Genomic DNA, 22,843 nt, shown 5'->3' on the forward strand with positions numbered 1-22,843 from the left:
GCGGTGCGGCGGCCTCACGTCGGCGCCGGTGGTTCGGACCTGTCGAGGCTGCCGTCCTCGCGTGATCGCCGAGGGTCAGTAGCGACCGAGGCTTTCCAGCGGGCACATGACGATGCGCGGCTGGGCCGCGGGATCGAGCCAGCGCAGCACGCTGACCAGGTCGGTGTGCGACAGGCTGACGCAGCCGGCGGTGGGGCCGGACGGGGTCTTGCTGAACTCGTGCAGGAAGATTCCGCTGCCCGCGTTCGGCACCGGCTTCGCCACGTTCGGCGGCATGTTGTAGGTGATCACGGCGAAGTGCGTGTAGGCGGGCTTCTCCTGCCACAGCGCCTCGCTGAGGCCACCGGGACTGGTGGTCGTGTGCTGGAAGGTGTTGTAGGCGGGGGAGTTCGGGTTCTCGTTCCACCAGTCGTTCACGACGAGCCGGTGGTAGGGGTACCGGACGCCCGGGTTGGCCGCGATGCCGTACATCGTCGGGCCGATGGAGTAGACACCGGTCGGCGTGGTCGGAACACCCTCCACGTGATGGTCGCTGAAGAACTGGGATCCGATCCGCGCGGGCAGCGCCGCCGAGATTGGGGTCCAGCTCCCGTCGACCTTCGCGAACGTCTCCAGCGTGGCGTAACTGGTGCGGTAGCTGGCCGCGGTCACGATGACGACCTGCCGGGTGGTCGCCGGCAGGGTCGTGAGGTTGTGGGCCTTGTTGTTCCGCGAGGAGCGGCGCGGCCGGGGCCTGTCGATGGTGGCGTCAGGGGTCGACGCCGCGGCGGGCGTCGCCCCGGAGGCGATGACGGGAGCGGCGGCGCCGGACGCCGCGCCGAGGATCAGAGATCTCCGCTTCATCTGCCAGATCCTCGCACTTCGGCCGTCTCCGTGTTGTCCTTCACCGCGCTGAATCGCCGTACCCCGGGCGCCGAGCGACGCTGACGGTGCCCGGGGAACGGCCGGCCGGTCAGAGGCTGCGGGCGGTGATGTCGCCCTGGGAGGTGGTGGCGCGGATGTCGAGTTCGGCGGTGCCGTCGTTCTTGAGGGCGTTGCTGATGCGCCCGTAGCCGGTGCCGGCGTCCAGCGCGGCCGAGACGCCGCCGGCGGCAGCGACCGAGATGTCGCCGGACTGGGTGCGGAGCACGACCGCGCCTCGCACGGCCTCGGCGATCCGGATGTCGCCCCGCGCGGTGCTGATCTCCGCTGGGCCGTTCAGCCGGCCGACCTCGACGTCCCCGTCGACCGCGGTGAGGCGGACGCTCGCGGCCTCGTCGAGCTTGATCTGGCGGTACGCGCCGTCGACGACGACGTCACCGAGGCGCCCGACCCCGCGGAGCTCGACGGCGGCGGCCTTCGCCTCGATGCGGGAGCCGGCGGGCAGCTGGACGGTGACCTCCACGGATCCGGACGGGCCGAAGAGCCGGTTGTCGGGAGTCGGGGCCGTGACCCGCAGGACGCCGCCGGCGTAGGTGACGCTGGTCTGCTCGGCGGTCGTGGCGTCGCGGCTCTTGCCGGGCTCGGCGGGCCGGACCTCGACGGTGGTGTCGGAGCGGTCCGCGGCGATGAACTGGATGCGTCCCGAGGGGATGTCCAGGACAGCGGAGATCGGGGCGGGGGTGTCGAACGTCTGCATCATGCTCTCCCATGTTCACGCACTGTTTCTGACATCGGAAACGCTACGTTGCTTTCCAAATCTCGGCAACGCCGCTGTTGCGTGCGGCGCACGTACTCACAGCTCAACGGACCGAAAGTGTTGCAACGACCGTGGCGGGAACGCAACGCGGAGAGCCTGAATCGTTGCAATGGGCGTTGGGTGAACGCCACGGTCGGGGTGAGCCGGGGTCAACCTTGACCCTCTTGCGCATCCTCGGCGAGCACTGGGGACGGTGTCCCTCGGGCAGCCATCGGCCGCGGGGGCTCGCTGGCAAGAACTTCCAGCTCCGGGTCACGCAGGGAAGGATTTCTTTCGCTCGATCGCGTTGGTACTGTGCTGCGGTGCCTCCCCCTCGCACCGTCAACGCCCCACCGGATGACCGCGCCTCGACCGTAGAGTCCACACGCTCCACCGTCCGGCGGGGGAAGCCGGCACGTTTCACCGAATCCGGTCTCGGGTGGCTGCTGTTGCTGCCGTCGGTCGTGGTCTTCGTGCTGTTCGTGTTCTGGCCGCTGGGGCGGACGTTGTACCTGTCCGTCCACGGCAACGACCTCTTCGGCGCCCCGTCGGTCTACGTCGGCGCGGAGCACTACCGCGAGATGCTGTCAGCCGACTTCGGCAAGGTGCTGGCCACGACGGGCCTGTTCACGCTGTTCTCGGTGGTGCCGGCCGTCCTGGGCGCGCTCTTCGTGGTGCTGCTGCTGGAGGCGCGCATCCGCGGCATACGGGTGTTGCGCACCGCCTTCGCGCTGCCGTTCGCGTTCTCGGTGGCGACGGCGTCGGTCGTCTTCGCCGTCATCTACAACCCGGCGATCGGCGTGGCGAACGGAGTGCTCGGTTCCCTCGGGATCGACCGGGTCAACTGGCTCACCGACCCGTCGATCGCGCTGCCCGCCGTCTGCGCCGCGACCGTGTGGATGAACTTCGGTTACAACGTCCTCGTGCTCTCCGCCGGCGTCGCGGCGATCTCACCGGAGGTGGTCGAGGCGGCGCGGCTCGACGGGGCGTCCGGCTGGCGGCTGGCCTCCCGGATCACCGTGCCGCTGCTCTCCCCGCAGTTGTTCTTCCTCGTCGTGGTGTCCACGATCCACGCGTTGCAGAGCTTCGGACAGATCCACATCCTGACCAAGGGCGGCCCGGACCAGGCCACGACCACGCTGGTCTACTCGATCTACGAGAAGGCGTTCGCCTTCGGGTCCTCCGACTTCGGGTCGGCCAGCGCACAGGCCGTCGTGCTGCTGGTCGTCATGCTCGGCTGCACGGCCGTCCAGTTCGGCATCCTTGAGCGGCGGGTCCACTACCGATGAAAAAGTTCAGCCTCGGGCGGGTCGCCGTCTACGTCGTGCTCGGCCTGGCCGCGATCCCGGTCCTGTTCCCCATCTACTACGGCTTCGTCGGCGCGGTGATGGGTCCCGGTGACCTGGCCACCTACCCGCCGGCGCTGGTGCCGCACGAGCTCTACTGGCAGAACATCACCGACGTCTTCCGCTCGGTGCCGCTCGGCCGTTTCTACGTGAACTCCGCCATCCAGGCCGGGGCCATCACGCTGGCCCAGATCGTCACCAGCATCCTGGCCGCGTACGCCTTCGCGTTCCTTCGCCTGCCCGCGAAGGCGGTGACGTTCGCGCTGTTCCTCGCCACGCTCATGGTGCCGTGGGAAGCGATCATCATCCCCAACTACCTGGCCATCTCGGGATGGGGTCTGGCGCGGGGTGGGATGACCTACCTCGGTCTCGTGCTGCCCTTCCTCGCGTCGGCGTTCGGCACGTTCCTGCTGCGGCAGGCCTTCCTGCAGTTCCCGACCGAGTTGCGGGACGCCGCGGTGATCGACGGGTGCGGTCACTGGCGCCTGTTGTGGCGGGTCATCGTGCCCCTGTCCAAGCCGTCGATCGCGGCGGTCGGTGTCTACGTCTTCCTGTCGGCCTGGAACCAGTACTTCTGGCCGCTGATCCTGATCCGCGACTCGGATTTCCAGACGCTGCAGATCGGCATTTCCCAGCTCAACGACGCCGAGGTGGCGCAACCGGGCCTGGTCCTCGCGGGCGTCGCGCTGTCCCTGCTGCCGACGTTGGCTGTCGTGCTCTTCGGTCAGCGCTACATCGTCCGTGGCCTCACCGCCGGCGCGCTGAAGTAATTCGAGAAGAGGAGAACCCGTGAGACAACCCAAGCTCCGTCGGGCCATGACGGCATTCGTCGCCCTGGCAGCCGCCGCCGCGCTGACGGCGTGCGGTGGTTCCGGGTCCGGCAGCGATTCGGCCAAGGACGCGCTCGAGGCGCCCGGCGCCGAGGTGCTCGAGAAGGCCACCGACAAGACCACCATCGAGTTCTGGCACGGGATGAAGGGCGCCAACGCCGCGGCGATCGACAAGCTGGTCGCCGACTTCAACGCCCAGAGCGGGGGCAAGGTCGAGGTCAAGCCCATCTACCAGGGCAACTACGACGAGACGATCGCCAAGTACAAGGCCTCGGTGCAGCAGAAGAACACTCCCGCCCTGGTGCAGGTCTACGACATCGGCTCCCGCTTCATGGTCGACTCCAAGCAGACCGTGCCGATGTTCAAGTTCATCGACAAGGACAAGTTCAACGCCGGCGACATCGAGCCGAACATCGCCAACTACTACTCGATCGACGGCAAGCTCCAGTCGATGCCGTTCAACACCTCCACCCCGCTGCTGTACCTCAACAAGGAGGCCTTCGTCCGGGCCGGCCTCGACCCGACGAAGCCGCCGACGAACCTCGACGAGATCGGGGAGATGGCGAAGAAGCTGACCGTCAAGGACGCCGGCGGCAAGACCGTCCAGTACGGCTTCGGGGCCGCCATCTACGGCTGGCTGCTGGAGCAGTTGATCGCCACCGACGGCAAGGAATACTGCGACAACGGCAACGGGCGCAAGGGCCTGGCGACGAAGGTGCAGTTCGACCAGGAGACCGGCGTCCGCGTCGCGCAGTGGTGGGTGGACCTGGTGAAGGGCGGCTACGCGACGAACACCGGCCGCAAGACCGACGACGCCCAGGCCGCCTTCAAGGCGGGCACCGTGGCCATGCATCTGGAGTCCACGGGCGCCATGCGCGGCTACGTCGACGCGGCCAAGGGCAAGTTCACGGTGCTCACCGCGCCGTACCCGAAGGCGAGCAGCGCGGCCACCGGCGGGCCGATCATCGGTGGCGCCTCGCTGTGGATCAACGGCGTCGGTCACAGCGACAAGGAGAAGCGCGCCGCCTGGGAGTTCGTGAAGTTCGCGGTGAGCCCGGCCCAGCAGGCCAAGTGGCACACGGGCACCGGGTACGTGCCGGTCAACGCCAAGGCACTGGACGAGCAGATCGACAAGGACTGGGTGGCGCAGTACCCGCAGTTCAAGACGGCCGTGGACCAACTGCACGCGCTGCCGCCGTCGGTCGCCTCGGCCGGCTGCCTGCTCGGCGTGATGCCGCAGGCCCGCAAGGCGTCCGAGGACGGGCTGGAGGCGGCGATCGTCGGCAGCAAGCCGGCCGACCAGGCCATGAAGGACGCCGCGGCGAGCGTGCAGCCCGCGATCGACAGCTACAACAAGTCGGTCAGCTGACCCACCGAGGGGACACCTCAGAAGAGGGGCCGGCTCCGTAGGGAGCCGGCCCCTCGACGCTCGGCCGGCCGCGCGGGGGCCTCCCGTCCAGATCAGACGATGTACGCGTACAGGTCGACGATCGTGCCGTCGGCGCGGTGCAGTCCGGCGGAGTCGCCCTTCGTGCCGTTCCAGACAGTGGCGGTGCGGCCGTTGTGGTAGGTGGCGGCGTCGTTCCGGCCCGGGCCGGTCCACACCCGCAGCAGCCCACCCGCCGGAATCACGTAGCCGTCGCCCACCAGGACCCTGGCGGACGACTGGCTGCGCAGGTACCAGCCGCTGACGTCCACCGGCTGTCCGGAGACGTTGCGCAGGACGACGTGCTCGCCGGCCCACTGCGGCTCGTCGCCGGGGGAGTGGTGCACGACATCCTCGACGACCACCCCCGCCGCTCCGGGCACCGGGTCGCGGCCGTGCAGCATGTTCGTGAGGGCACCCGGATAGTTGGTGATCATGCCGGCGACGCCGAGGTCGAGGGCCCGTCGCCACAACTCCGGCGAGTCGACCGTCCACGGCACGAGGGCCAGGCCCGCCTCGATGACGCGGGCCGCGTCCTCGGGCTCCAGCCGGCGGATGTCCGGGTTGACGGAGAAGAGCCACGCGGCGAGTTCGGTCAGCTTCCCGCTCGTCGGCACGTCGTAGGCGATCAGCGCGACCGGGACGCCGGGCAACTGCGCGTGGAAGTCCCGGAGAGCCTGCTCGTCGAAGGACCCGACGACAAGCGGCCACGGGCGAGAGCCCAGCTCGATCTCGCCGCGACGCTCACGCAGCCGAGCGGCGACGGCGCGCGCCAGCCCGGGATTCAACGCGGGCGACTTCAGTTCGAGGTTCAGGCCGACCCGGCCCCCGAGCAGGTCGAGCAGATCGTCGAAGGTCAGGATGTGCTGGCCGGTGAAGTCGTCGTCGTACCATCCCCCGGCGTCGAGCTTCGTGAGCTCGGCGAGGGTGAAGTCGTGCACGTTCCAGGGCGCGCGGTCCGCGTATGCCAGGCGGGCGTCCGTGGTGCGGGCGAGCGTGGCATCGTGGATGATCACCAACTCCCCGTCGGCGCTGAGCTGCACGTCGGTCTCGATGTAGTCGGCGCCGTCGGCGATCGCCAGCTCGAAGGCGGCCGCGGTGTTCTCCGGCGCCATACCGGACGACCCGCGGTGCGCGTACGTCTGACGCGTGCTCATCCGAGAACTCCCCGTGATCCGGACCGGCAGCTACGGCCCGACCCTAACCCGCCGACCGGCGAGGTCCACCTCCCGGTGGTGGAACGCGGCTCGGCGGCCGGACGGCGGCCCTTGACAGGGGCGACACGATTCAGGCGTGAGCCGTCCGCCCACACTCCCGCCCTATCCCGGGTCCGCGCCGCCGGGGCGGGGCAGCGCGGGCTGGTGGGTCCTCGGCGCCGTCCTGGTCGTCGTGATCGCGGTCGGAGGCGTCGTCGTGTTCTGCGCCGGTCTCTGGACGTACGCGAACCACGACCGGCCCGAGCTGATCGACAATCCGCCGGTCAGCGAGGTGGCGGAGAACGCGTGCGCCACGATGCGCGCCACCGTGGCGGCGAAGGCGGCGCCGCCCGACGCCCCCGTCGACGCGCGGGTCCGCTCGATCCGGGAGCAGAACGCCGCCGTGACCGTCATGGTGGCGCAGGTGCGCGACCTGGACCGCGACCTGCTGGCGGACGATCGTCCGACCGACGCGTGGCTGGCCGACTGGGAGACCCTCGTCGGGGCACGCGAGCGGTACGCGGCCGACCTTGCCGCCGGCCGCCGGCCGCACTTCGTGGTGCCCACCGCCGACGGCGGGCCGCTCACCGACCGGATGAACTCGGTGGGGCTGCGGTGCGAGGTCCCGCCGCAGCTCATCGACCTTCGGTAGCCGTCTCCGGCCCTGCCGGCCCGGCAGGTGCGTCGTCGCCCCGACCGCCGCGTCCGGCCGGTGTGAGATCCATCGCCCGGGGGAAGTCCCGGGTGAGCCGGAGATGTTGTGCGACACATGCCGGAGACGGATGTGGTGGTTGTCGGCGCCGGGCAGGCGGGGCTGTCCAGCGCGTACCACCTGCGCTCCTCAGGTCTTGACTTCGCGCTTCTGGACGCCGACGCGGCGCCCGGCGGGGCCTGGCAGCACCGGTGGCCGACGCTGCGCATGGCGACCGTGCACGGCATCTTCGACCTGCCCGGAATGCACTTCACGCCGCCGCCGCCGGACGAGCCGGCCGCCGACGCGGTGCCGGCCTATTTCGCCGCCTTCGAGCGTGAATTCGGCATCGACGTCCAGCGTCCGGTCGCGGTCACGGCGGTCCGGAACGCCGGCGACGGACGACTGCTCGTCGAATCCGACAGGGGCACCTGGATCACCCGGGCACTGATCAACGCGACCGGAACCTGGACCAGGCCGTTCGTGCCGTACTACCCCGGACAGGACACGTTCCTGGGGCGGCAGCTGCACACCGCCCACTACCGGGGACCGGCGGAATTGGCCGGGAAGCGGGTGGTCGTCGTCGGGGGCGGAGCCTCCGCCGTGCAGCTCCTGGTCGAGATCGCCGACGTCGCGGCGACGACGACCTGGGTCACCCGCCGCCCGCCGGTGTTCCGGGACGGGCCGTTCACCTCGGACTACGGGCGCGAGGTGGTCGCCAAGGTCGACGCCCGGGTACGGGCCGGCCTGCCCCCGGGAAGCATCGCCAGCGCGACCGAGCTGGCCTGGACACCGCAGATGCGCGAAGCCCGGGAACGCGGTCTCCTCCGGCGCCTGCCGATGTTCGACAAGATCGTCCCCCGCGGCGTCCGGTGGCGTGACGGTGCCGCGCAGGACGTGGACGTGATCCTCTGGTGCACCGGGTTCCGGCCGGCGCTCGACCACCTGGCGCCCCTGCGCCTGCGCGGCCCCGGCGGCGGCATCGTCATGGACGGCACCCGGGTGGTCACCGATCCCCGGATCCACCTGGTCGGCTACGGGCCGTCCGCCAGCACGGTCGGCGCGAACCGCGCCGGGCGGGCAGCCGTCCGCGAGCTGCGCGGGCTTCTGGCGGCGCCCGCCCTCGCCTGACCCCCGGCGGCGGGTACCCGTTCACGGGCCGAACGTCGTCGGCACGCCCGGGTCAGCCGACCTGGTCGTTGTCCTTCAGCGCACCCCAGCCGTGCCAGCGGTCGATCTCGATGACAGCGGTCACCCGCCGCCGATCGCGCCGTGGATAGGCCCGCCCGCTGTAGTGCTGGGAGAGCCGGTCGATGTCCGCCAGGTCCTCGTCGTCGCGGAGTTCGACAACGCGCCCGAGGATCGTGACGTGGGTGTACCACGCCTGCCCGTCCAGCACGGTCAGGGTGACCCGGGGGTCGTTGCGGAGGTGGCTCAGCCGGCGGCGGCCCTCGTCCATGTTCACCATGATCCGACCGTCGTCCCACAGGTACCAGGTGGCCGCGGAGACCGGCTGACCATCGGCCCGGAGCGTGGCGATGACCGCGGGGTTCGCCTTCCGGAGCATGGTGACCGCGGATTCGGGCAGCGGCGGCTTCGACATGGTTCTCCTCCTCGCGACGGCGTGACCTCCGCAATGTACGCAACCACCGGGCCGCGCGCGCCTGCTACGGCTTCGCCCGCGCCGCCCTGCGTCGCCGGGGCGCCGTCAGGAGCAGGACGGTCAGGGCAGCGACGGCGCCGAGGCCGACGACGGCCACCCACGACGTCGACCGTCCGGTCCGCGCCGGCCCCTGCTGCTCGGCCTTGACCTGGGCGACGGGACGGTCGTACTTCTTCTCGTCCGGAGCGACCAGGCGACCGACCGACGCGTCGGGGGAGAGGGCGAAGCCCCAGTTCAGCAGCGCCGCCGCCTCGCCCAGGCTGCCCAGCGGCGCGGTTTCCGCGCCGAGCAGCGTCACGGCGAGCCGCCGGCCGTTGCGCTCGGCCACCCCCACGTACGTCTGCCGTGCCAGGTCGGTGAAGCCGGTCTTCCCGCCGAGCGTCCCCGGATAGTGGTCCAGCAGCGTGTTGTCGTGGGTCAGGGAGAAGCCGGGCCGTCCCGGCCCTGCCGGCACCTCCGCCACCCGGGTGGCGATGTACCGCCGGAAGTCCGCGCGGGCGTAGGTGGCGCGCGCGATCAGCGCCAGGTCGTACGCGCTGGTGTACTGGCCCGGGCCGTCCAGCCCGGACGGTGTCACCGCGTGGGTCTGGTGTGCGCCCAGCCGGTGTGCCTCGTCGTTCATCGCCTGCACGCCGCCCTGCCGGCCGGCGCTGCCGCCGCCGACGCGGGCCAGCACGTTGGCGGCGTCGTTACCCGACTTGAGGAGAAGCCCCAGCCACAGGCTCTCGATCGAGTACCGTGCGCCCGGCACCACCCCCATCACCGAACTGGCCGGATCCAGATCCTGCAGGTCCGCCCGGGTCACCTCGACCACCCGGGTCGGGTCGAGGTGGGGCATCAGGGCCGCGGCGAGCAGCATCTTCTGCACGCTGGCCGGCGTGCGGTGCTCGTGCGGTCCGCAGCCACCCAGCACCGCGCCACTGTCGAGGTCGGCCACCAGCCACGAGGTGGCGGTCACCGCCGGGGCCATCGGCGCACCGGCCGGGATGGACAGTCCCGCCGTCGCCAGCGACTCGCCGCCGACGGCCAGGTCGGCGGGACCGACCGGCGGCGGCGACGGTGCGGCCGGTGGGGCAACCGGCGGCTTCACGGCCGGGCAGGGCAGGTACGGTGCGGCCGTCCGCACCGGCGACGCGGAAACGGCGGCGGGCATAGCCAGGAAAGCGCTGAGCGCCACCGCGACAATGCGAATGATGGTCACGTCAATGCACCGTAATCGCTCGCCATGCGAGCACCGGCCCGGTTGCAGAAAGTGGTCCGGGGAGGGCGAGAATTCCGGCCTCGGCCCGGCTGGCACTCCTTCGATCGGCTTGTGCCGTTCGGGAGGCTCCGCGAGCGCGATTTCCCGGCGCCCACGACCGGCGAAATCGCCGCAGCTGGTCTTTCTCCGGCCCAGCGGGTACGGGGGTCGCGGGCGGGTCCGGACGGGATGGGTGAGCAGCCTGTCGTCATTTCGTCGAAATGAACTCCATGTCGCCGCCTTGGTGCCGGAGCGCCGGTCGACGACGATAACGCCAGGGCGTTGTTTGCCCGTAGCCCATTTGGCGTGGGCCGCGCACCCTGATCGGGGCACGCTCAGACCGCGACCTCGGCGCTCAGGACGATGGTGCGTTCCTCGGGCAGGTGGAGGAACTCGGTGTGGCTCGCGGCGTTGTGGGCGAGGGCGATGAACAGGCGCTTGCGCCAGACGGCCATGCCGGGCTGGCGCGTGCACCGCAGCGTGATCCTCGAGACGAAGTAGGAGACCTGGTCCAGGTCGAGGTTGATCTCCTGGGCGTGGGGATGGGTGGCCGCGCGGCGAAGCACCTCGGGAAAGTCGGTGGGGTCCTGGAAGCCGAAGAGGGCGTCGATGTGGATGATGCCGTCGTTCGGGTCGCCCAGGTCGTCGATGGTGAGGCGCTGGTCCCAGGGGATGTGCGGGACGTTGGCGGTGCGACCCGTGATGATCACAATTCGCTCGTGCCGGACGTGGTAGTGCGCGACGTTCGCGCGTAACGCCAGGGGCGTCGTCTCCTTGTTCGGATGGGGAAAGACCGCGGTGCCCGGCACCCAGGGGATGTTCGTGGCGTGCAGGCTGTCGAGGAACTCGGGGAGGGGGCCCTCCCGTTCGATCCGCCGGGCGGTGACCAGCTCGGCGCCGCGTCGCCAGGTCAGCAGGACCGTGAACAGGACGCCCGCGATGAGCAGCGTCAGCCAACCGCCGTGGGTGACCTTGGCCAGGTTCGCCGTGAAGAAGGTCAGCTCGATGCTGCCGAAGACCACGCCGAACAGCACCAGCCGCCGCGTGCTCCAGCGCCACCGCGCCCGCGCGACGACCAGGAACAGGGTCGTGGTGATCATGAAGGTACCGGTGACCGCCACCCCGTACGCGGCGGCGAGGTTCGTGGACGAGCCGAACGCGAACACCACCACCAGGACCGCCGCGAACAGGCCCCAGTTCACCCCCGGGGCGTAGATCTGGCCGTACTGGCGGCGCGAGGTCTGCCGGATGCGCAGGTGCGGCAGGAAGCCCAGCCGCATGGCCTCCCGGGACACCGAGAACGCCCCGGAGATCACCGACTGGGACGCGATCACGGTGGCCACCGTGGCCAGGACGACCATCGGCAGCTGCGCCCAGCCGGGCAGCAGCAGGAAGAACGGATTGTCCCGCCTCTCCGGCGCCCGGAGGATCAGTGCGCCCTGGCCGAGATAGTTCAGGGTCAACGCGGGGAAGACGACCCCGAACCAGGCCCGGCGGATCGGAGCGCGACCGAAGTGCCCCATGTCGGCGTAGAGCGCCTCGGCGCCGGTGATCGACAGCACCACGGCGCCCATCGCGATGAATGCGATCATCGGGTGGTCGACGACGAACAGGGCCGCGTACGTCGGTGACAGCCCGGCCAGCACGCTGGGGTGACGGATCACCTCGGCCGCGCCGGCGACGCCCAGGCAGGCGAACCAGAGCAGCATGACCGGCCCGAACACGGCCCCGACCCGTCCGGTGCCCCAGCGCTGGATGGCGAACAGCAGGGTGAGGACCACCGCCGACGCCGGCAGGACCACCACCTCCAGCGTCGGGGAGATCACCTCGAGTCCTTCCACGGCCGACAGCACCGAGATCGCCGGGGTGATCACACTGTCGCCGTAGAACAGGGCTGCGCCGAGCGCTCCGAGCGCCAGCAGGGTCTCGGCGCGCCGCTCACTGACCGTGAGCAGCGCCCGCCGGGCGAGGGCGGCCAGGGCCATCACCCCGCCCTCGCCCTCGTTGTCGGCCCGCAGGATGAAGATGACGTACTTGACCGAGACGATCAGGATGATCGACCAGAAGACCCATGAGATCACGCCGAACACGTCGGGGGCGTCCGGTGTCAGGTTGCGGTCGAGGGTGAAGACCGTCTTCAGCGCGTACAGCGGGCTCGTGCCGATGTCGCCGTAGACCACCCCCAACGCGCCCAGCAGCAACCCCAGCCGCGCTGTCCGGCGGCCCGCCCGGGCCGCCGTCCCACCGCCCGCCGCGGGCTCCGGGGCAGCTGCCCCGGGCTGCTCGTCGCCTGCGCGCTCCGCCATCCCATAGGCATACCAACTCCCGGCCGTCCCCACCCCGGACCTCCGAACCTTGGTCCGATGGGCAATCCGCTCTGCCGTGGTTCGTCAGTCCAGGATCTCGACGTGGCCGTCGGTGCCGTGCACGCGGATCCGCTGCCCGTCCCGGATCAGCCTGGTCGCCCGCTCCACGCCGACGACCGAGGGCAGGCCGTACTCCCGGGCGATCACCGCGCCGTGGGTCATGAGGCCGCCCACCTCCGTCACCAGCCCCGCGATCGCGACGAACAGGGGTGACCAGCTCGGATCGGTGTAGGCGGTGACCAGGATGTCGCCCGGTTCGAGGTCGGCGTCGGCCAGGTCGAGGACGACCCGGGCCCGCCCCTCGACGACCCCGCCGGAAACCGGAAGGCCGACCAGCGCGCCGGCTGGCACGTCGTCGCGTCGGTACGCCCCGGTGATTCCCTCACCCTCCGACGTGAGCACCCGGGGCGGCGTGAGCGCGTGGTACGACCTGAACGCGTTCCTCCGCCGGTCGATGAGCTGATCGTCCGCCCGGTGCGTGCGCACGACGTCGTGCAGCTCCTGGAACGTGAGATAGAAGATGTCCTCGCTCTCGCGAAGCACGTTCGCCCGCACGAGGCGCTCGGCCTCCGCCAGCAGGGCCTGCTTGTAGACGAAGTAGCGGCTGATGATGGCGTACTTCGGATACTCCCGGTACCCGATGAAGGTGCGGACGCGGCGGATCATCCGCTTGGTCTCGTCCGCCTTCTGCTCGCCGTCCGGCAGGGCCCGAAGGCGTTCGAGGACGTCCTGTTCCTTCCTCTCCGCCTCCCGGCGCCCCTGGTCGAAGCGCCGCTCGCGAGCGCCCGGCTCGAAGTTCCGGACGTTGTCCAGGATGACGGGCACGAGGGTGCTGGGACGTTCGCTCCAGCGCGGCCTCGTGATGTCGATCTCGCCGACGCACCGCATGCCGTACCTGTCGAGGAAGGCGCGGATGACGTCCCGCGCCTCCCGGCCGCCCGGGAGCGTGGCCAGCTCATCCAGGAAGCCCTCGTCCTCGACCTTCTGCAGGAAGGCCACCACCTCCGCGTGCGGGCGGATGACGTCGGCGACGTCCAGGAGCGCCAGCCCCATCTCCGACGTGACGTTGTTGGGCGCGGACAGGGTGAGCGTGTCGGCCGCGTTCTTCTCGCCCAGCCACGCCTGCAACTGCTCGTTGAGCCACCAGGTGGCCTCCATCCCGGCCATGATCGCCTGCATGCTCCGGGGATCGCCCAGGAGCCGTTTGTGCTCCTGGAAGGCCGCCAGGAGGAAGTCGAACAGCGCCGGACCGGATGTCGTGGCGATGTCGCGCCGGAGGTCGGCGAGGGACGCCTGGCTGCGTTCGATCAGGTCGGTGACGATGGCCGGATCGGTCTCGATGGGTGCCGGCGCGCCGCCGGCGCGCGGCGCGGCAGGAGTCGGATCGGGGAGCGACGGGATGAAGTCGCCACGGTCGATGACGGTTTCCAGCGCGTCCCGGACCAAAGGATCGGATCTTCCCGCCATCTCCAGCAGGCCGGCGCGGCTCGACGGCGACGCGAGCGCCCGGGTCGCGTCGACGAACAGCCGCCCACCGGCGGCATACATCGGCGCCATGGCCGTCAGCTGCCACATGGAGAGCCCCAGGGGCTTCATGGGGTCGGTCATCATCTGCTGGTGGCCGACCGAGATGAAGACGTGGTTCTCTCCGTCGCCGATCTCGGGGACGGGGAAGAGCGTGGTGATCGGTCGGCTCTGGACGATCTGGAGGTCGTCGTCGACCAGGCACCATTCGATGTCCTGCGGGTGGCCGAAGTGGGCTTCGATCCGCCGGCCCAGCTCCACCAGCCGGACGACCTGCGCATCCGTGAGCGCCGGCTGCTCCTGCCGGGCCGGGTCGATCGCCTGCTCCGTCGTCCCGCCGGCCGGTAGGGCGTGGACGGCGAGCCGCTTGGTGGCGATCGCCCGGTCGACGATCACACCGTTGCGCACCTTGTAGGCGTCCGCGTTCACCAGCCCGGAGACCAGGGCCTCGCCGAGGCCGAAGCTGGCCTCCACGGAGGCGATCTTCCGGTTGGACGTGACGGGATCGGCCGTGAACAGGACGCCGGACGCCTGCGGGAAGACCATCTTCTGCACGACAACGGCCATCTGGACGCTGCCCTGGTCGATGCCGTTCCGCAGGCGGTAGATCACGGCCCGCTCGGTGAAGAGCGAGGCCCAGCACCGGCTGACGTGCCGGAGGATCGCGGCCGTCCCGATGACGTTCAGGTAGGTGTCCTGCTGGCCGGCGAAGGAGGCCGTCGGCAGGTCCTCCGCCGTCGCGCTGGACCGGACGGCGTAGGCGGCCCCCTCACCGACCTGGGCGAGAGCCCGGCTGATCCCCGCTGCCACCTCGTCGGGGAGGGCCGTCCCCTCGATGGTCCGGCGGATCTCCGCACTCAGCGCGCGGATCGCCTCCCGGTCGTCCGGCTTCAGGCGTGACAGCTGATCGAGCCGGTCGTCGATCGACGGCGCCTCGGCCATGATCCGCCGGAAGGCGTCCGTCGTGACGCAGAAGCCGGGCGGTACGCGGATGCCGTCGATCCGCGTCAGCGCGCCGAGATGCGCGCCCTTGCCGCCGACGATCGCGATCTGCCGCTCGTCGACCTCATGGAGGCCCCACACGTACTGCTCGGTCATCGCGGTCGTGCCCCATTTCTTCGTCCGTTCCTGGGTCCGGCCGACGATTCTGCGGCACCACCCGGGTCTTGCCGCAAGGCCCCCGGTCCGATATACATTAAAGTGGGACGAAGTTCTTGTAGCTCTCTTCTTGGAGCTCTCGGGTTGTCGTCGATGTCATTTCTCCCGCACCAGCGGCGATTCAGCCGCTTGCCGCGTTGTGTTTCGCCACCAGGCTCGGGAGTTCGTCGAGGGAATCGATGCGAAACAGGCACTGCTCCGCCACGGCGGGCATGTCGAGGATGTGAGCCCACGGACCGCGCCGGATCAGGCACGCCTGCATGCCGGCCGCCAGGGCCGGGCGTGCGTCGTTGTCGGGCCGATCGCCGACGTACAGGATCGACGACGCGTCGCCACCCCCTGCACGGATGACGTGCTCGAAGAAGGCCGGTGACGGCTTCGCCACGCCCCAGCCGTGCGACGTGCCGATCACATCCACGGGCAGGTCGAGAGCGCGGAGGGTCGCCTCGGCATGAGCCGGCTGGTTGCCGGCCAGGCCCACGAACAGGCCCTGGTCCTTCAAGGCCGCCAGGCAGGACCGCGTGTCGAGGTAGAGATCCTCCTCGGCGAACGACTCGGGTCTGCCGGCGGCTGCGCGGCGTTCGAGTTCGACCGCGAGGTCGAAATCGGGGCGGAAGACCCGGAACGGTTCCTGCCAGTCCAGGCCCCGGGCGATCGCCGCACCGAAGACCGCCGAGAACGTGTGCCGTGGAATGCCGAACCAGTCCGCCCAGGATCCGAACTCGCGGGTCTCGTCGAGAATTGTTCCGCCGACATCGAAAAACACCGCGTCGATCACCGCGCGTTCCTCCGTCCCCGTCGCGCCTACAGTGGATCATAGACGGGGTGCCGGAACCTCATTCATGATCGTCAAGGCGCCAAACGGACGTCGGTACGCGTGCGCGGTGACGGATGTCCCGGCGAGCCGCCCGAGGCAGAGCGGCCCCTCGGGCGAGTCCTAGGCTGCGCCGACATGACCAGATCACCGGAGGAGTGCATCCGGCCGTTCCGCGTGGCGATCCCGGACAGCGACCTGGACGACCTGTGGCGGCGCCTTGACCACACACGCTGGCCGGACGAACTGCCCGACGTCGGCTGGGCCTACGGCGTCCCCCGGGACTACCTGCGCGAGCTCGCGCACCACTGGCGGCACAGGTACGACTGGCGAGCGGCGGAGGCCCGCCTGAACCAGTGGCCGCAGTTCAAGACCTCCATCGACGGCGCGGACATCCACTTCGCGCACATCCGCTCCCCGGAACCGGATGCCACGCCCCTGACCATCACGCACGGCTGGCCCGGATCCATAGTGGAGTTCGAGCGGATCACCGGCCCGCTCACCGATCCCCGAGCACACGGCGCCGACCCGGCCGACGCCTTCCATCTGGTCCTGCCCAGCATCCCCGGCTTCGGGTTCTCCGGCCCCACCCGTGAGACGGGCTGGGAGTACCGCCGTGTCGCGGCTGCCTTCGCCGAGCTGATGGGCCGCCTGGGTCACCACCGCCACGGGGTCCAGGGCGGCGACTGGGGAGCTGTCATCTCCCGGGAACTCGGTCGTGTCCGCCCCGACAACGTCATCGGCGTCCACCTGAACCTGATCCCCGGTGCCGGTGCCGGCGCCGCGGCCGAGCCGAGCCAGGAGGAACTCGCCGGCCTGAGCCCCGCCGAACGGGAGCGGACCTGGGCCTCCTGGGAGCGGATGCGGGCGTGGAACCGCGACAAGCAGGGCTATGCCGACATCCAGTCCACGCGGCCACAGACCCTCGCGTACGCGCTGACCGACTCGCCGGTCGGCCAGCTCGCCTGGATCGCCGAGAAGTTCAAGGAGTGGACCGACTCCGCCGACCGGCCGGAGGACGCCGTCGACCGCGACCACCTTCTCACCAACGTCATGCTGTACTGGCTCACCGGGACGGCTGGTTCGTCCGCGCGCCTCTACTACGAGCGCGCCCACGCGCCCTACTGGGGCGAGCCGCCCGAGCCCTCACCGGCCCCCACCGCGTTCGCCTCGTTCCCGCGGGAGAACTTCCTCGTGCTGCGCCACATCGCCGAACGGAGCAACAACATCGTCCGCTGGACGGAGTTCGACCGAGGAGGCCACTTCGCCGCCATGGAGGAGCCGGACCTGCTCGTCGGCGACATCCGCGCCTTCTTCCGGGATCTGCGCACCACCGGCCCGTCCTGAGCGGCACGCACCGGCCGCCGCCCGAGCATCCCTTCCCGGTAGATGTGCTGCAGGCGGCTCAGGCCGACGCCGGTGGGCGCCGGCTCCGCGGCGGTGGGGGCGGCGGCCCGGGCGGCGAGCCCGGTCGGGTCCGCGGCGCCGGCGGACTGGCGGGCCGTGTCGGTCATGCTGGTCCTTCGGGGGGGGGGTGTCGGTACTGCCCGCGGCTCTCCGGCCGGGGTCGCGGTGGGTCGGCCGCCGGGTGGTCAACCGGCGGACGTCTCGGCCCGGGACGTCGATGCGGCCAGCTCGGCCAGGTGGTGCAGGGCGCCGCCGCGCGGTCACTGGTCGCCGTGGTTGCCGGCCCAGTGGCCGCCGACCGCCGGGGTGTCGGCCCGGATCGCCGTGCGGTTGCCGTCCAGGTCGTTCTCGACCACCCGGCAGTTGATGCAGCTGCCCCGCTCGGTGATCCAGATCCCGCTGAGCTGGGTGCCCGAGCTGGTGTCGCGGATGAGGTTGCCGCGGATGGTGACCGAGTCGGAGGCGGCGTTGATGGTGATGCCGCCGCGGCCCGCGGGGGCGGCCGGCAGCTCGTACGGCGTCTTGGGCGGGGGAGTGTCCGCGCTCCACGAGGTGTCGATGCCCGGTCGGTTGGGGGCGAGGGTGAGGCTCGTGGCGTCGTTGGCGGCGACGACGGCGTACCGGCTGCCGACGCGGAGGACCTTGCCGCGGTGGCCGTCGGCCGGCCAGTTCGCGCCCTGGTCGACGAGATGGTTCTCCGTGTAGCGGACCGACTCGCCGCCGCCCATGGCGGCGGGTGCGCACTGGCGGCCGTTGTTGCGGATGCGGTTGTTGATGATGACGGCGTCCCGCAGCGGCCGGTCGAAACGGATGCCGTCGAGGCTGTTGCCCCAGATGTCGTTGCTCTCGATGACGATCTCCTCGGCGGCCGGCTGGTCGCTGTCGCCGAGGTCCTGGTGGTGGTAGCCGTACCGGCCGTTGCCGCTGATCCGGTTGCCGCGCACGGTGTACGGGCCGGCGGTGTTGCCGATGCTCACCCCGTCGCGGAGGTTCCCGTCGATCAGGCAGTCGGTGAGCAGGCCCCCCTTGCCGGGGATCCCGGTGGTGCCCTTCGCCGAGACCTGGAAGCCGGCCTCCAGGTTCCCGACCATCGTGCACCCGGTGACGATGAGCCCGTCGACGCCCCAGTCGGAGATGCCGAACCGGTTGCCCTCGGCGTGGCACCCGACGATCCGGATGCCCCGCGGCGGCGGCCGGTCGGAGTTCTGCATCTCCAGGAAGATGCCGTTGGTCGCGTTGCCCACGGCCACGCAGTTGGCGACGGTCAACCGCTCCACCGGGCCCCAACCGCCGACCCCGATGCCGATACCGGCGCCGCCCATCTCCAGGCCGTTGTCCATCCGGCCGCACTCGAGCACGCGGACCGCCTGGACCAGGGTGTCCTGCAGGAAGTCGCAGCCGAGGCCGGTGGCGGCGGTGTGGTGGATGAACAGGTTCCGGAACAGCCCACCGTTCACATACTGCAACCCCAGCCCCTTGGCCAGCGGGTCGTACTCCGCCGATGCCACCCCCGATCCGTCGATCTCGAAGTCGGCGAACGTGCAGTAGGCCAGGGGCCGGTCCGGACTCGCCCCGTGCTCCCGGGCGGTGTAGAAGGCCAGCGGCACCGGCTGGGCCCGGTTGGCGTCGTTGCTCAGCAGGAACCGGGTGGCGCCCGGTCCCGCCCCCATCAGCGACACCCCGCTGCGCCAGACGGTGCCGGCGTCGCGGATCGCGTACACGCCGGGCGGGCAGTAGATCACGCGGGCGCGCCCGTCCGCGGCGTACGCGTCGCCGAGCCGGTCGACCAGCGCGGCGAGCGCCGGCTGGTCGTTGCTGGTGCCGTCACCGGTCAGGCCGTGGTCCCGGGCGTCGCAGAGCAGCGGCGCCCCGGCCACGGCGTACGGGCGCACGCCGGACGCGGCCGGCGTCACCTGATCCGACACGGCATCCCCTCCTCGGGGCGGCGGCCCGACCGGCGGGCGTGCGGCGGCTCGACCCCGGTCCGCCGCGCCTGGGCCGCCACGTGACCGGGCCTGCCGTCACCGTACGTCGGCCACCGTCCCCCGCAGGGCCAGATCGGTGAGGTCGCCTTGGGGGCCTGCCGGGGCGCTCCGGCGCGCCGGGGGAGGGGTTTCGTGCCCGGCGCAGGGGGCACCTCACGCTCATGGCGACCCAGCGCGGACCGTATCTGGACGACAGCCTCGGGCTGATGCTCAACGGCTACGCCTGGCTGCCCGCGCTGTGGCGCCGTGGCGGCGGCCGTGCCGTGCGTACCCGGGTGATGGGCCAGCCGGCGGTCGCGCTGCGCGGGCCCGACGCGGTGCGGTTCTTCTACGACGAGCGGCATGTGCGACGGCACTCGGCCATCCCGGAGCCGGTGGAGGGGACGTTGTTCGGCCATGGGGCCGTCCACACCCTCGACGGCGCGGACCACCGCCACCGCAAGGCGCTGTTCCGGTCCCTGCTCACCGATCCGCGCCGGGTCGGTGAGCTGGTCGACCACGTGGCGGCGGCGTGGGACGAGGCGATCGCGACAGCCGGCGACGGGCGGCAGGTCGTGCTGTTCGACGAGGCCAGCCGGGTGATCACCAAGGGGGTCTGTGCCTGGGCCGGAGTCCCGCTGGACCGTGCCGAGGTGGCGCCCGTGGCCCGTGACCTGGTCGCCCTGGTCGACGGGTTCGCCACCCTGGGCCCGCGGCACTGGCGGGCACGGCGCGCCCGCGGCCGGCGGGAGAGGTGGCTCGCGGCGCTCATCGACCAGGTCCGCGCGGGGGCGGTCTCCGCCACGCCGGGGTCGGCACTGGAAGCGGTGGCCCGTCACCGCCAGCCCGGCGGTCAGCCGATGGACGCCGACCTCGCCGCCGTGGAACTGCTCAACATCATCCGCCCCACCGTCGCGGTGTCCTGGTTCGTGGCGTTCACGGCACACGCGCTGCACCGCTGGCCCGGGCAGCGCGACCGGCTGCGCGCCGGGGACACCGGCTACGCGGTGGCGTTCGCCCACGAGGTACGCCGCTTCTACCCGTTCGCGCCGTTCGTCGGCGCCCGGGCGGTCACCGACCTGACCTGGCAGGGCCAGCACATTCCCGCCGGGTCGCTCGTCCTGCTCGACATCTACGGCCAGAACCACGACGCGCGGCTGTGGCCGGAGCCGTACCGCTTCGACCCGGGGCGTTTCGTCGGCCGCGCTCCCGACCCCTACGAGCTGATCCCGCAGGGCGGGGCGGACCCGGCCACGGGGCACCGCTGCCCCGGTGAGGACGTCACGGTGGCCCTGCTGGCGGCCTTCGCCGGCTGGCTGGCGCGCCTCGACTACACGGTGCCGGAGCAGGACCTCACGATCTCGCTGCGCCGCATCCCGGCGCTGCCCCGCAGCCGGTTCGTCCTGTCCGCCGCCCGCGGGCGTGAGCTCCGCGACCGGCCGGACCAGGTGCCCGCCCGGTTCGCGTCCGGGCCGCCTGGTCGCGGTGGCGAAGCCTGGCGGTGATCCGGTCGGCGGGGCCGAGGTCGGGTTCCTCCGCGGCGGCAACTCGCTCTCAGGTGTGCAGGGTCCGGCTCGGCGGAACGCCGAAGACGGCGCGGTAGTGGGCGGCGAACCGGCTGTGGCTCGGGAAGCCCCAGCGGCTGGCGATGCGGCTCACCGTCTCCCACCGTGGGTCCGCCTGTCGTAGCTCGTGGTGTGCCCGTTCCAGACGGATCCGGCGCAACTGGGCCATCGGGGTGCTGTCCAGGTGACGCCGGAACGCCAACTGCAGGGCGCGGATCGAGACGGCGGCGGCAGCGGCGACATCGGCGGGGCTGATGTCCTGCTCGGCGTGTTCCTCCATGAACGCGATCGCCCGACGGACGGTGGGCACCACGGCGTCGCGGCGGTCCTGTGCGGTGGGCTCGGTCAGCGCCGTGTTGGGGAACACGGCCAGGGCGGCGGCGGCCAGGGTACGCGCCGCGGCGCCGATGACCAGGGGTTCTCTGCTGGCCTCGGAGTTGCCGAGAACGGCCAGGCGGACATAGTGGGCGGTGGCGCGCCAGTGCTCCGCGAGGGCGGGGGAGGCGGGTTCGAGCGCGGTGAAGTGGATCGCCGCGAGCCGCCGCCGCACGTCGGGGCGGGCCACCTGGGTGAACAGGTGGGTGTCCAGCTGGAGCAGGACCACTTCGCCGGGCTGCCAGCGCAGCCGGCACCGGCGGCCCGGTGGCGCGGCGACGAAGATGTCGCCGGGAACGTACTCGCCCTGCTCGCCGTCACAGCTGCGGCTCACCCTGCTGGTCGCGGTTTCGCAGACGACCAGGGAGCTGATCTCCTCGACGGCGACCCGCAGGTCCGTGGACTGGGCGAGCCGGTCGGCTTGGAACCGGCCGGCCTGCACCCGTTGGTGGCGCAGGTGGTAGTCGTGGTCGCCGCTGCTGATGCGCAGGCCGCGGGTCCCGTACGCGCCGGCGAGGTAGTCGCGGATGCGCTGCGGGTCGCGGCTGTCGAAGCGGTGGCTGATGGGACCGTCGGCGCTCAACCGTCCTCCATGGGCTGACCGATGGTGGGAAGGAGCCGCCGTGTGCGGTGCCGGAAGGAACGCCGAGGTGGGCGGGCGGCCGGAGTCACGAGGGCGGTGGACGGTGGTCCGGCCGCCGGGACAAGCTGTTCCGAGGTTCGCTCGGTCGATGCTATTCCCGAACCCGGGGATCGCGCTGCCACGTGTCCCGTCCACGGAACTTGCGCGGAGCGATCAGGAATCCGCGTTCCTCTGCGCTGGACGGCATAGTCCGGCGGTGGATGGTCGGGAAGAGTGGTCCCCGGTGTGGTCGCGCTCAACCTGTGGGGGCGCTTGTCGCGACGCGTCCTCCGCTAGCCCGTCGCCGCGATGCGGCGGGAAGGGAGTGGTGGTGGTGGAAACCGATGCCCGGAAAGTGACGTCGGCGGTCGTGACCGAGACCCTGCGTCGGATCGACGGGGACCCGAGCCTCGCGGGCCGTTTCGACGGCCACCGGGAGGCCCTGGGCGGGTGCCTGCGCGAGCTTCTGCGGGAGGCGCTGGCGGGCCGGCCCGGCGCGGAACCCGTGCTGCTCGTGCAGCTTCACCGGCGGCTGCGGGTGACCCGGGACGAGTTCGACGCGGTCGGGCACCATCTGCTCACCGCGGCGCTCGCCCGGCAGGTGGGGCCGGAGGCGCTGGTCCGGGTCGGTGCCGCGCTCACGACGGCCCGCCGCCGGCTGGTGGAGGAGCCACCCGTCGCCGACGCCGCGTCGCGGCGGGACGCACGCGCCCGCAACGGCGCGTCCCGTCGCTACCGGAGCTCCGGCCCGCCCGCGCACCTGCCCCGGCCACCGGGCTGGCGGTGCAGCGGGTGCGGCCACGAATGGCCCTGCCCCACGAAACAGAGCCAACTGCTGGCGGAGTTCGGCGGGACGACGGCCGGACTGGCCGTCTACCTGGGAACCTGTCTGGTCGCCGCCACCCGGGACCTGCCGGCCCTGCCCCTGGCGCAGGCCAGGGCCCGCTTCCTGGGGTGGCTGCCCCGCAGCCGGTACTGAACCGTCCCCCAGACCGGTCG

18 protein-coding genes are annotated in these 22,843 nt (G+C 71.4%); 8 read left to right on the forward strand and 10 right to left on the reverse strand.

What is annotated here, in order from left to right; genetic code table 11:
* Positions 1 to 75: 75 nt before the first annotated feature.
* Together ABZS80_RS07025 and ABZS80_RS07030 are read right to left on the reverse strand one after the other, a co-directional pair.
* Positions 76 to 843: a L,D-transpeptidase family protein gene (locus ABZS80_RS07025; RefSeq protein WP_355054861.1), complete on the reverse strand. Its 768-nt coding sequence runs from the start codon at positions 841 to 843 to the stop codon at positions 76 to 78.
* A 109-nt stretch (positions 844 to 952) separates the two neighbouring features.
* On the reverse strand, positions 953 to 1,618 hold the full coding sequence (locus ABZS80_RS07030) for a DUF4097 family beta strand repeat-containing protein (protein WP_355054862.1): 666 nt from the start codon (positions 1,616 to 1,618) through the stop codon (positions 953 to 955).
* Positions 1,619 to 2,106: 488 nt separating this feature from the next.
* On the opposite strand from ABZS80_RS07030, the gene ABZS80_RS07035 reads away from it, so the two are divergent.
* From ABZS80_RS07035 to ABZS80_RS07045, 3 genes are read left to right on the forward strand one after another with little or no spacing between them, the layout of a single operon-like run.
* Positions 2,107 to 2,946, forward strand: a complete 840-nt coding sequence (locus ABZS80_RS07035) for a sugar ABC transporter permease (protein ID WP_355054863.1) — start codon at positions 2,107 to 2,109, stop codon at positions 2,944 to 2,946.
* Positions 2,943 to 3,773, forward strand: coding sequence for a carbohydrate ABC transporter permease (locus tag ABZS80_RS07040; protein ID WP_355054864.1), 831 nt, complete (start codon positions 2,943 to 2,945; stop codon positions 3,771 to 3,773). The genes ABZS80_RS07035 and ABZS80_RS07040 overlap by 4 nt, the downstream gene beginning before the upstream one ends.
* 19 nt (positions 3,774 to 3,792) lie before the next feature.
* Positions 3,793 to 5,202, forward strand: coding sequence for an ABC transporter substrate-binding protein (locus ABZS80_RS07045; RefSeq protein ID WP_355054865.1), 1,410 nt, complete (start codon positions 3,793 to 3,795; stop codon positions 5,200 to 5,202).
* A 92-nt stretch (positions 5,203 to 5,294) separates the two neighbouring features.
* Here ABZS80_RS07045 and ABZS80_RS07050 read toward each other — a convergent pair whose 3' ends face one another.
* Complete coding sequence (locus ABZS80_RS07050; RefSeq protein WP_355054866.1) at positions 5,295 to 6,416, reverse strand: glycerophosphodiester phosphodiesterase family protein; 1,122 nt, start codon at positions 6,414 to 6,416, stop codon at positions 5,295 to 5,297.
* Between the two features lie 136 nt (positions 6,417 to 6,552).
* Here ABZS80_RS07050 and ABZS80_RS07055 point away from each other — a divergent pair, with 136 nt between their 5' ends.
* Together ABZS80_RS07055 and ABZS80_RS07060 are read left to right on the forward strand one after the other, a co-directional pair.
* Positions 6,553 to 7,107 carry a hypothetical protein gene (locus ABZS80_RS07055; protein WP_355054867.1) on the forward strand — a complete coding sequence of 185 codons (555 nt, stop codon included), beginning with the start codon at positions 6,553 to 6,555 and terminating at the stop codon, positions 7,105 to 7,107.
* Between the two features lie 117 nt (positions 7,108 to 7,224).
* Complete coding sequence (locus ABZS80_RS07060) at positions 7,225 to 8,277, forward strand: FAD-dependent oxidoreductase (protein WP_355054868.1); 1,053 nt, start codon at positions 7,225 to 7,227, stop codon at positions 8,275 to 8,277.
* A gap of 52 nt (positions 8,278 to 8,329) precedes the next feature.
* Here ABZS80_RS07060 and ABZS80_RS07065 read toward each other — a convergent pair whose 3' ends face one another.
* The 5 genes from ABZS80_RS07065 to ABZS80_RS07085 all read right to left on the reverse strand — a co-directional run bounded on the left by ABZS80_RS07065 (position 8,330) and on the right by ABZS80_RS07085 (position 15,875).
* On the reverse strand, positions 8,330 to 8,749 hold the full coding sequence (locus ABZS80_RS07065) for a PPOX class F420-dependent oxidoreductase (protein ID WP_355054869.1): 420 nt from the start codon (positions 8,747 to 8,749) through the stop codon (positions 8,330 to 8,332).
* 64 nt (positions 8,750 to 8,813) lie between these two features.
* Positions 8,814 to 10,010, reverse strand: coding sequence for a D-alanyl-D-alanine carboxypeptidase (locus tag ABZS80_RS07070; protein WP_355054870.1), 1,197 nt, complete (start codon positions 10,008 to 10,010; stop codon positions 8,814 to 8,816).
* A gap of 374 nt (positions 10,011 to 10,384) precedes the next feature.
* Positions 10,385 to 12,355 carry a KUP/HAK/KT family potassium transporter gene (locus tag ABZS80_RS07075; RefSeq protein WP_355054871.1) on the reverse strand — a complete coding sequence of 657 codons (1,971 nt, stop codon included), beginning with the start codon at positions 12,353 to 12,355 and terminating at the stop codon, positions 10,385 to 10,387.
* An 84-nt stretch (positions 12,356 to 12,439) separates the two neighbouring features.
* A complete protein-coding gene (rph, locus tag ABZS80_RS07080) occupies positions 12,440 to 15,037 on the reverse strand; it encodes a rifamycin-inactivating phosphotransferase (protein WP_355054872.1) in 2,598 nt (865 codons plus the stop codon).
* 181 nt (positions 15,038 to 15,218) lie between these two features.
* Complete coding sequence (locus ABZS80_RS07085) at positions 15,219 to 15,875, reverse strand: HAD family hydrolase (RefSeq protein ID WP_355054873.1); 657 nt, start codon at positions 15,873 to 15,875, stop codon at positions 15,219 to 15,221.
* A 198-nt stretch (positions 15,876 to 16,073) separates the two neighbouring features.
* Here ABZS80_RS07085 and ABZS80_RS07090 point away from each other — a divergent pair, with 198 nt between their 5' ends.
* Positions 16,074 to 17,258: an epoxide hydrolase family protein gene (locus ABZS80_RS07090; protein WP_355055066.1), complete on the forward strand. Its 1,185-nt coding sequence runs from the start codon at positions 16,074 to 16,076 to the stop codon at positions 17,256 to 17,258.
* Between the two features lie 320 nt (positions 17,259 to 17,578).
* Here ABZS80_RS07090 and ABZS80_RS07095 read toward each other — a convergent pair whose 3' ends face one another.
* Complete coding sequence (locus ABZS80_RS07095) at positions 17,579 to 19,243, reverse strand: right-handed parallel beta-helix repeat-containing protein (RefSeq protein WP_355054874.1); 1,665 nt, start codon at positions 19,241 to 19,243, stop codon at positions 17,579 to 17,581.
* A gap of 221 nt (positions 19,244 to 19,464) precedes the next feature.
* Between ABZS80_RS07095 and ABZS80_RS07100 the strand changes: the two genes are divergently transcribed.
* A complete protein-coding gene (locus ABZS80_RS07100; RefSeq protein WP_355054875.1) occupies positions 19,465 to 20,787 on the forward strand; it encodes a cytochrome P450 in 1,323 nt (440 codons plus the stop codon).
* A gap of 49 nt (positions 20,788 to 20,836) precedes the next feature.
* On the opposite strand, the gene ABZS80_RS07105 is transcribed toward ABZS80_RS07100, so the two are convergent.
* Positions 20,837 to 21,805 (reverse strand): helix-turn-helix transcriptional regulator, encoded by a 969-nt coding sequence (locus ABZS80_RS07105; RefSeq protein WP_355054876.1) that lies wholly within the window; start codon positions 21,803 to 21,805, stop codon positions 20,837 to 20,839.
* A gap of 409 nt (positions 21,806 to 22,214) precedes the next feature.
* Between ABZS80_RS07105 and ABZS80_RS07110 the strand changes: the two genes are divergently transcribed.
* Complete coding sequence (locus tag ABZS80_RS07110) at positions 22,215 to 22,823, forward strand: hypothetical protein (protein WP_355054877.1); 609 nt, start codon at positions 22,215 to 22,217, stop codon at positions 22,821 to 22,823.
* Positions 22,824 to 22,843: the final 20 nt, after the last annotated feature.

The organism is Micromonospora sp. NPDC005305, assembly GCF_040607315.1.
Classification (GTDB): Bacteria; Actinomycetota; Actinomycetes; order Mycobacteriales; family Micromonosporaceae; genus Micromonospora.